Here is a 9210-nt window from a genome sequence, read left to right on the forward strand (position 1 = left end):
GTCTCCGGGCGCGTCCGTGAGCACCTGGACGGTCACTTCGCCGCGGATGCCGTGGGGCTTGCCGATTCGTGCCACCTGAAGCTGCATCTGTTCCTCTGTTCGGATTTTTCTTGAAGTCTGGGGCTTGTTGGCGCTTACTGCGCAAAACAGTCCGGCCCCTCCACCATAAGCTGGTGGAGGGGCCGGACTAAAGGCAAGTGTTGCTGGCTGCGCTACCGGCGGCGGTCGGTATCGACGACGTCGACCCTGACCGGCTCACCATCGGCCAGTGCCGCCACCACGGTGCGCAAGGCACGTGCGGTGCGGCCCTGGCGCCCGATCACCCGTCCGAGGTCGTCCTGATGAACGCGCACCTCGAGGGTGTCCCCACGGCGGTTGTTCTTCGCACTGACCTTGACGTCCTCGGGGCTGTCAACAATCCCGCGGACCAGGTGTTCGAGCGCTTCTGCCAGCAAGTTACTCAGCCTCGGTGGTCTCTGCTTCGGCGGGAGCCTCGGCGGCGTCGTCCTTCTTTGCCTTCTTGGTGATGGCTTCCGGGATGATCACGGAACCCTTTTCCGGGGCAACGAAGGCGGCCTTGGGAGCCTTGGTCTTCAAGGTGCCCTCCTGGCCGGGGAGACCCTTGAACTTCTGCCAGTCGCCGGTGATCTTCAGGATCGCGGCAACCTGCTCGGACGGCTGCGCGCCGACGCCGAGCCAGTACTGGGCACGGTCCGTGTCGACCTCGATGTACGAGGGCTCTTCGGTGGGGTGGTACTTGCCGATCTCTTCGATGGCACGGCCGTCACGCTTGGAGCGTGCGTCCATGACGACGATGCGGTAGTACGGTGCGCGCATCTTGCCGAAGCGCTTAAGGCGAATCTTTACGGCCACTTTTGTGGTCACTCCTGTTTCTGAAACGGGGTCGAGCCCGGCGTTCTGCACCCGTGGGGCGGGCCATACTAGGGGGTTCTAAAGGACAGGATCCGGACGCGGAGAGAGGGGCCACGCAGATCGAGTACCTGTTCATTGTGCCAGATCACCGCGCGGATTTCGACTTGACACCCGAAGCCGGCATCTTTCAGCGCATTTTGGCGGCCCGGCTGGTGGGCGTCAGGAGGTCCAGACGTAGAGCCCGTCCTTGGTGGCGGGGTCCACGCCCGCGGCGAGCTCGGCCAACTGCCGGACATAGCGGGCGGCCTGCTCGGCGCCGAAGGGCATGTCCTCCTCGGCGGCCCAGCCCTCGGCGACATCTGTCAAGACGTCGCCGTCGCCTTCGGTCTCGTAGCTGAGCAGGTCCGCCAGGGTCCGGACCATGGCCGCCGGTACACCCAGCAGCGAGTCGCTGGCCACGTCCACCATCGCGAGCTCATAGTCGGCGCCTGCGGCATGCACGGCGGTCCCGGCAAGGTCGCCGAGGCGCTCGACCTCGAAGTCGCTGATGTCCGGAATCCGGACGGCTCCCGCGGCGGCCGGGGCGCCCTCGTCGAGGGCGGCCGCACGCTTGAGGGCGGCGTCGTGGGTGGCGACGAAGATTTCAGTAAATCCCAAGGAAGTGCTCCTCATGAAGGTCGGCTCGGCGTTCGTACCGGCGGCCGCATCGCAGGCAAGAACCCGCGCCGGCCGTCCGGTTTCAGCCTAGCCCAGCCGGGGGGACATGCCCTCCCTTCGCCGCGAGCAGTGGACATATAGGCACTATGCCCACGCCTGGCAGCGACCACTGAGCATGTCCCGCGCTTTCGTCCGCTACCACTGGACATGTCCCGCGCTTGGGGCTGCGCCACCCGGACATGTCCCGCGTTAGGGCTGCCCGGTGGACATATAGGCACTATGCCCACGCCTGGCAGCGACCACTGAGCATGTCCCGCGCTTGGGTCCGCGACCACTGGGCATGTCCCGAGGTCAACGAACGGCGACGCGGATCCGGTTGCGCCACGGATCGTCGAAGCGCAGTTCGGCGCCGGTGTGGTGGGACTGGACTCCGGCGGTCTTGAGGCGGTCCGCGAGGGCGCCGACGTCATCGCCGGACGGTACTTCGATCAGGACCTCACCCAGGCCCAGGGTGTCGCGGCGGGGACCCGCGCCTCGGCTGTTCCAGACGTTCATGGCCATGTGGTGGTGGTAGCCGCCGGCGGAGACAAAGAGCGCCTGCCCGTGCCAGCCGGCGGTCTTCTCAAAGCCGAGCGTGCCGACGTAGAAGTCGTGGGCGGACTGTACGTCGCCGACCTGCAGGTGGATGTGTCCGATGCCGGCGTCGGACTGCCGCTGACCGGCCAGGGACGCCTCGGTGAGGTGTTGTTCGAGGTAGCGCTGCGGCGGCAGGGCGAGGCTGTCCATCACGACGTTGCTGCCCTCCCAGGACCAGGCGTCCCGGGGACGGTCCCAGTAGAGTTCGATGCCGTTGCCCTCGGGGTCATTGAAGTAGAAGGCCTCGCTGACAAGGTGGTCGGCGCTGCCGGTGAAGAACTGCGGCGCGTACTGGGCCGCGCTGGCCACGGTGGCGGCCAGCGCCGGCTGGTCCTCGAAAAGCAGGGCGGTGTGGAAGAGCCCGGCCTCGCCGCGCGAGGGCAGGTTGAGCCCGGGGGCCGGAGCAAGGTGAACCAGCGGCTTCTGCTTGCGTCCAAGGTAGAGCCCGCCGTCCTGCTCGGCCACGATGTCGAGGCCCAAGGCACGCTGGTAGTAGTCGGTCATGAGCTTCATGTCGCCGACTTTGAGCATCACAGTGCCCATGGTGAGTTCGGCGGGAAGAAGATCCTGGGTACTGGCTTCTGCTGTCATCGAAACGCTCCAGTGGTTTTGCGGCCACCGACCCTCGGCGACCCTTTCATACTACTAAATTACTTGAAGCTTCAATTTATTCCTTAGGTGCCGGGACGCTCGGCCGGACCAGTTCGCCGCGCAGCACGATGCTTCGCAACTCCCGCAGGGTGGCGAGATTGGCACGCGGATCCTCGCCGCAGACCAGCACGTCGGCACTGGCGCCTTCGGTGATCGATTCCGCTCCGAGCCAGTCGCGGGCGGCCCAGGCGCCGGTGTCGAGCGCGGCCCCGGCCGGGAGTCCGGCTGCGTGCAGCGCCTCGAGTTCGTCGACGATGCGTCCGTGCTGGATGACGCTGCCCGCGTCCGTTCCGGCGTAAATGGCCACGCCGGCCTCGTACGCTTCGAGAATCCGCTCGGCGCGTCGTTCCCAAAGCGAGCGCATGTGCGCGGCGTAGCGGGGGAACTTCGACTCGGCCTGGGCTGCAATGTCCGGGAAGGTGGCGATGTTGATCAGCGTGGGCACGATCGGCACGCCCTGGTCGACGAAACGGGGCAGGTGCCGAGGGAGCAGACCGGTTCCGTGTTCGATGCAGTCGATGCCGGCGTCGAGCATGTCGTCAAGGGTGTCCTCCGCGAAGCAGTGCGCCGTGATCCGGGCGCCTTCATCATGGGCCGCCTGGACAGCGTCCTTGACGTTCGACGCCGGGAAGCTGGCGGCGAGGTCGCCCGCGTCGCGGTCGATCCAGTCCCCCACCAGCTTGACCCAGCCGTCGCCGGCGCGGGCTTGTTTGCGGACGGCCTCCACTAGGTCCTCGGGCTCGACTTCGACAGCCAGGCCGCGCAGGTACCGGCGGGTCCGCGCGATGTGCCGGCCGGCGCGGATGATGCGCGGCAGTTCGCTCCGCTGCTGGATCCAGCGGGTGTCGTGGACGGCTCCGGCGTCGCGGACCAGCAGGGTTCCGGCGTCACGGTCCGTCCTGGCCTGGCCCTCGGCGACTTCTTCCGGGACGTCCCCACCGGGACCGAGCCCGATATGGCAGTGCGCATCGACCAGCCCGGGGATAACGCAGCCGTCCAGGACCAGGTCCGGGGCCGCGCGGGGACGCCTAAAGGTCAGCCTGCCGTCGACGGCCCACAGTCCGCGGTGTTCCCTGCCGGGTCCGGTGAGGACGGGGCCGCTGAACTCGATGATGTTGCTCATGGCTTAAAGCCTAAGCCGCATGGCTATCCGTGGGCCCAACTCATCCAGCCCCAGCTGCGCTTCGTGCGCCCGCAAGGCCGCGAGTTCCCCGCCGGGGTTTGCGACGGGCTCGAAGCCGCAGCTCGCGTAAAACGGTCCATTGAACGGAATGTCCGCAAAGGTGCAAAGCGTCATCGATTCATAACCACGGCACCTGGCGGCATCGACGGACGCTCTAACCAGAGATCGTCCGATCCCGCGGCCAGCGAAGTCAGGATGCACCGAGAGTTGTTCCAAATGGGCTTGTCCGTCGACTTCATCAATGCGCGCGAACCCTACGGGTGGATTTCCGGCTACCAGGACATAGAGAGGGTCAACCGAGGTCGGGAGCAGCGGAGCCGGGAACGCGTGATACCCCAGCTCCGCCGCCAGCATGCGGTCTGCCGCGGCCTCGATGGCGGGCAGCGCAGGGAGGTCTTCCGGCGTCGCCGTCCGGATGCGCGGCGCGGCCACCTTAGGATGCCCGGGCGTGCCCGCTGCGGTTGACCTCGGCGATGAAGGAGCGGATGGCGCGGTCGCCTTCCTTCGAATCTTGGGGACGATGGCCGCCGGCGGCGATGCGGTGCAGCGCGCCCGTCTCCCGCAGGTAGCCGGCTATTTCCTCGTAGAGCGGCTCCCAGCCGCCGGTAAGGACCAGCGTGGGCACGCCGGGGACGATTTGCAGCGGAGCTTCCCAGCCCGGGGCCTGCAGCCTGAGCCGGTGCGCTTCCCGCCCGTCGTCGGYGGCGGGCGCGCCTAGGGTGCCGCGGACCGGGGCGTGTGCGGCGAACACGCGGCGCACGAATTCTCGGTGGAAATCCTCATCGCTGAGGTTGTTGCGGACGTCGAAGAGCGGCTGCATGAGCGCCCGGTGCGCCGCGGTCGCCGGCAGTTCGGCCGTAAGCGAGAGGCAGGCGGGTTCCACGAGAGTGAGCGACCGGACCAGATCGGGACGTTCCACGGCCGCCATCATCGCCGCAATGGCCCCTTGGGCGTGCGCCACGACGTGGCCGCCGGAGTCGCCGCGGCCGTCGTCGGCGAGCGCACGCAGGACAATGCCGGCGTCCGCCGCGAAATCGGTTGCCAGCGGGTCGGCGACGGCGTCGAAGCCGTGCCGCCGCAGGAACAGTGCGTCATAGCCCAGGGCCATGCCATGCTGTTTCGGCCACGCCGCGGCGCCAAAGCTGCCGGCACCGTGGACGAAGACTACGCGCTCCTTGAACATGTCCTAAGCCTATGGCACCGTCCCGGCATCCCGGCCGACGACATACTGGTGTTCGACATGCGGGTCATCGACATAATGTTCATCGGCATACTGGCGGGGACCAAGCCGGCTTCCGCTACTTGCTGCCGCCGAGGAACTTGTCGAAGCCCTTGGGCAGGTTCAGCTGGGACGGGTCGAAGTCTCCGCCCTGCTGGCCGAAGGCAGCGCCGGTGGGCAGGGCCTTGGCGCCGGCGGCACGGCGCGCCTCCGCGTCCTTGAGCTCCTGGGCGGCCTTGGCCGGATTGCCGGAGCGTGCCTTCTTCTTCGCCGCAGGCTTGGACCCCTTGCGGGCTCCTCCCCCACCCATCCCGGGCAGCCCCGGCATGCCGGGCATCCCGCCGCCGGCCGCCATTTTCTTCATCATCTTCTGCGCCTGCGCGAATCGTTCCAGCAGGCCGTTGACCTCGGAGACGTGCACGCCGGAACCGCGGGCGATGCGGGCGCGGCGGGAGCCGTTGATGATCTTCGGGGACACCCGCTCGTGCGGAGTCATGGACCGGACGATCGCCTCGACGCGGTCAATCTCGCGCTCGTCGAACTGTTCCAGTTGCTGCCGGATGTTCTGCGCCCCCGGCATCATCATGAGCATCTTCTTCATCGAGCCCATGTTGCGGATCTGCTGCATCTGGGCGAGGAAGTCCTCAAGGGTGAAGTCCTCCTGGTCGGCGAACTTCTTCGCCATCCGGGCCGCTTCGTCCTTGTCCCACGACTTTTCGGCCTGCTCGATCAGGGTGAGCACGTCGCCCATGTCGAGGATGCGCGAGGCCATCCGGTCCGGGTGGAAGAGCTCGAAGTCGTCCAGGCCTTCGCCGGTGGACGCAAACATCACCGGCTTGCCGGTGACCGACGCGACGGACAGCGCGGCACCGCCGCGGGCGTCGCCGTCGAGCTTGGAAAGCACAATGCCGGTGAAGTTGACGCCTTCATCGAAGGCCATCGCCGTGTTCACGGCGTCCTGGCCGATCATCGAGTCGATCACGAAGAGGACTTCGTTGGGGACGATGGCCCGGCGGATCTGGCGGGCCTGTTCCATCATCTCGGCGTCGACGCCGAGGCGGCCGGCGGTGTCCACGATCACGACGTCGTGCAGGGTGCGCTTGGCTTCCTCGACGCCGGCACGGGCGACGGCGACCGGGTCACCGGCGGGGTGGTCCAGCTCGGCGGAGGTGGCGCCCGGGTGCGGGGCAAAGACAGGAACACCGGCGCGCTGTCCCACCACCTGCAGCTGCGTCACAGCGTTGGGGCGCTGGAGATCGCAGGCCACCAGCATGGGGCTGTGGCCGTGCGCCTTGAGGAACCTGGAGAGCTTGCCGGCGAGGGTGGTCTTGCCCGCACCCTGGAGGCCGGCGAGCATGATGATGGTGGGCCCAGTCTTGGCCAGCCGGATCCGGCGGGTCTCGCCGCCGAGGATCTCGACGAGTTCCTCGTTGACGATCTTCACGATCTGCTGGCTCGGGTTCAGCGCACCGGAGACCTCGGCGCCGAGGGCGCGCTCACGCACGCGGGCGGTGAACTCACGGACCACCGGCACGGCGACGTCGGCGTCCAGCAGGGCACGCCGGATCTCGCGGACCGTGGCGTCAACGTCCGCCTCGGTGAGGCGGCCCTTGCCACGGAGGTTCTTGAAGGTTGCTGTCAACCGGTCAGAGAGTGAATTGAACACGCGCCGTGCACTTCTTTCAGTGGATCTACAGCTGGCGGCCAGTGCGGCGCGCCAGAGTCGTGACTGTTTCGCCGGAACGAACTGCCTCGACAACGGGACTCGACTATCTAGGGTACCAAGCCGCACCTTCAAGGTGGCATGCTGGCTTAGGTGACCAGTCAAACAACTGTAAAGACCTTGCTGATCCTCGGCGCTTCGGGCGACCTGACCGGCAGGCTGCTGCTGCCGGGACTGGCCCGCCTGGTGGCGAGGGGCCACACGCCGGACCTCACGCTGGTAGGCGCAGGCTCGGACGACTGGACCCAGGAGCRGTGGGTGGACCGCCTGGAAACCTCCTTCGCCGACGCCAACTCCCAGGCCAGTTCCAGCGGGAAGCGGGAGCTGAAGCGGCTCCGCGCGGGCACCAGCTACCACCAGCTGGACGTCACCGCCGGGGGCCAGCTCGCCGGCCTGCTCGCCAAACTGGCGGGACCGGTGGCGGTGTATTTTGCCCTGCCGCCGAAGATCAGCCAGCTGGCCTGCGAAGCCCTCACCCCTGACCAAGTGCCGGCCGGAACCCGGCTGGTGATGGAGAAGCCTTTCGGGTCCAGCGAGGAATCCGCCCGGAACCTCAACAAGACCCTGGCCGCCCTAGTCCCCGAGGACCACATCCACCGGGTGGACCATTTCCTGGGCAAGGCCACCGTGCTGAACATCCTGGGCCTGCGTTTCGCGAACAACTTCCTGGAACCGATCTGGAACCGGGACCACATCGCGAAGGTGGAGATCATCTTCGATGAAGACCTCGCCCTCGAAGGCCGGGCCCGTTACTACGACGGCGCCGGCGCCCTCCGGGACATGATCCAGAGCCACCTGCTGCAGGTCATGGCCTTGATGGCGATCGAACCGCCGGCCTCGGTGGACGAACGGGACCTCCGCGACGCCGTCGCCGCGCTCCTGCGCGCCAGCAGTATCAAGGCGCCGTACGCCAAAAACACCCGGCGCGCACGGTATACCGCTGGCACCATCGACGGCCGGAAGGTCCCCGACTACGCCAAGGAAGCCGGCGTGGACCCAACCCGGGAAACCGAGACCCTCGCCGAGGTCCAGGTGAGCATCGACAACTGGCGCTGGCAGGGCGTGCCGTTCCTGCTCCGCTCGGGCAAGGCGCTCAGTGCCACCCGCAAGGAGGCCGTGGTCACCTTCCATCCGGCGCCGCACCTGCCCCGGGGCTTCACCGGCGTGGACTCCCCCAACCAGCTGCGGATCGGCTTCGGCCCGGACACGCTGCAGTTCGACGTCGACGTCAACGGCCCCGGCGACGTGCTGAGCCTGGACCGGGCCACCCTGCACGCAGAACTGAGCGCCTCCGACCTGCTCCCCTACGGTGAAGTCCTGGAGGGAGTACTCAGCGGCGACCCGTTGCTGTCCGTGCGGGGCGACACGGCGGAGGACTGCTGGCGCATCATTGACCCCGTGCTCAAGGCCTGGGCGCGGGACAGCGTGCCGCTGGAGGAATACGCTGCCGGGTCGGCCGGTCCGGCGGGCTGGGCGACGTAGCGGACACAACGACGCCGGGCACCGCCGTCGGACGCACGGCTTGGCACCGCCGTCGGACGCACGACAGCGGGCCGGCCACCTCTTCAGGTGTCCGGCCCGCTGTCGCAACCCTCATTCGCGGTCCGCTGGCGCGGTGCGGCTGGAGGGCCGCAGCCTAGATGGCTGCCGCGCCGCGTTCTCCGGTGCGGACCCGCACGGCCTCGAAGACATCCACGGTCCAGACCTTTCCGTCACCGGCCCGGCCGGTGTTCGAGCTGGCGATGATGACATCCAGGATGTCGTCCGCCTGCTCGTCGGTGGCGAGCACCTCGACCCGGATCTTGGGCAACAGGTCCACGTTGTACTCGGCCCCGCGGTACACCTCGGTGTAGCCGCGCTGCCGGCCGTAGCCGCTGGCCGCACTGACCGTCAGGCCCTGCACCCCGTAGGCTTCCAGGCCTTCCCGGATGGCGTCGAGCTTTTCCGGACGGACGATTGCTGTGATCAGTTTCATGCCCCCACACTCTCCTTGCCAGCTGCTGTCTTCTTGCCGTTGGACTGGGCGTTCATGGCTTCGGGCGCCGGGGTCACGGCGTCGCCCTGCGGCTTGCCGGTGATCAGCTCGTGCAGCGGCTGGAAGCTTCCGCCCTGGCCGCCGACGCCGAACTCGTAGGCCGTCTCAGCGTGCAGGCTGAGGTCCACACCCACGGCTTCCTGCTCCTGCGAGACCCGGAAGCCCATCGTCTTGTGGATCGGGAAGGCAATGATGAAGGTCATCACAGCGGTGAACACGATGGAGAACAGTGC

Annotated in this window: 10 protein-coding genes and 2 pseudogenes; 1 reads left to right on the forward strand and 11 read right to left on the reverse strand. The window is 67.6% G+C overall.

Translation table 11 applies throughout. From position 1 onward, the window contains the following. From AB4Y86_RS05500 to ffh, 9 genes and pseudogenes are all read right to left on the reverse strand, one after another. A pseudogene (locus AB4Y86_RS05500) lies at window positions 1-87 on the reverse strand (ribosome maturation factor RimM); the annotation flags it as partial. Window positions 88-212: 125 nt separating this feature from the next. Beyond that, window positions 213-455 carry an RNA-binding protein gene (locus AB4Y86_RS05505; protein WP_056426755.1) on the reverse strand — a complete coding sequence of 81 codons (243 nt, stop codon included), beginning with the start codon at window positions 453-455 and terminating at the stop codon, window positions 213-215. 1 nt (window position 456) lies between these two features. Beyond that, window positions 457-873, reverse strand: coding sequence for a 30S ribosomal protein S16 (rpsP, locus tag AB4Y86_RS05510; RefSeq protein WP_441400837.1), 417 nt, complete (start codon window positions 871-873; stop codon window positions 457-459). Window positions 874-1092: 219 nt separating this feature from the next. Further along, entirely contained in the window at window positions 1093-1530 is a 438-nt protein-coding gene (locus AB4Y86_RS05515) for a hypothetical protein (RefSeq protein WP_441400821.1), read from the reverse strand. 351 nt (window positions 1531-1881) lie between these two features. Continuing rightward, window positions 1882-2757 carry a VOC family protein gene (locus tag AB4Y86_RS05520; RefSeq protein WP_441400823.1) on the reverse strand — a complete coding sequence of 292 codons (876 nt, stop codon included), beginning with the start codon at window positions 2755-2757 and terminating at the stop codon, window positions 1882-1884. Between the two features lie 76 nt (window positions 2758-2833). After that, window positions 2834-3940, reverse strand: a complete 1107-nt coding sequence (locus AB4Y86_RS05525) for an amidohydrolase family protein (RefSeq protein WP_441400825.1) — start codon at window positions 3938-3940, stop codon at window positions 2834-2836. A 3-nt stretch (window positions 3941-3943) separates the two neighbouring features. Further along, entirely contained in the window at window positions 3944-4432 is a 489-nt protein-coding gene (locus tag AB4Y86_RS05530; RefSeq protein ID WP_441400827.1) for a GNAT family N-acetyltransferase, read from the reverse strand. A 1-nt stretch (window position 4433) separates the two neighbouring features. After that, window positions 4434-5183, reverse strand: coding sequence for an alpha/beta fold hydrolase (locus AB4Y86_RS05535; protein WP_441400829.1), 750 nt, complete (start codon window positions 5181-5183; stop codon window positions 4434-4436). A 115-nt stretch (window positions 5184-5298) separates the two neighbouring features. Continuing rightward, on the reverse strand, window positions 5299-6885 hold the full coding sequence (ffh, locus tag AB4Y86_RS05540; RefSeq protein ID WP_441400831.1) for a signal recognition particle protein: 1587 nt from the start codon (window positions 6883-6885) through the stop codon (window positions 5299-5301). A 150-nt stretch (window positions 6886-7035) separates the two neighbouring features. On the opposite strand from ffh, the gene AB4Y86_RS05545 reads away from it, so the two are divergent. After that, on the forward strand, window positions 7036-8424 hold the full coding sequence (locus AB4Y86_RS05545; protein ID WP_441400833.1) for a glucose-6-phosphate dehydrogenase: 1389 nt from the start codon (window positions 7036-7038) through the stop codon (window positions 8422-8424). Window positions 8425-8578: 154 nt separating this feature from the next. Here AB4Y86_RS05545 and AB4Y86_RS05550 read toward each other — a convergent pair whose 3' ends face one another. Then, window positions 8579-8917 carry a P-II family nitrogen regulator gene (locus AB4Y86_RS05550; RefSeq protein ID WP_441400835.1) on the reverse strand — a complete coding sequence of 113 codons (339 nt, stop codon included), beginning with the start codon at window positions 8915-8917 and terminating at the stop codon, window positions 8579-8581. Continuing rightward, a pseudogene (locus tag AB4Y86_RS05555) lies at window positions 8914-9210 on the reverse strand (ammonium transporter); the annotation flags it as partial. The gene AB4Y86_RS05550 and the pseudogene AB4Y86_RS05555, both read right to left, overlap by 4 nt.

Source organism: Arthrobacter sp. 2YAF22_2, from assembly GCF_052114645.1.
Taxonomy (GTDB): domain Bacteria; phylum Actinomycetota; class Actinomycetes; order Actinomycetales; family Micrococcaceae; genus Arthrobacter.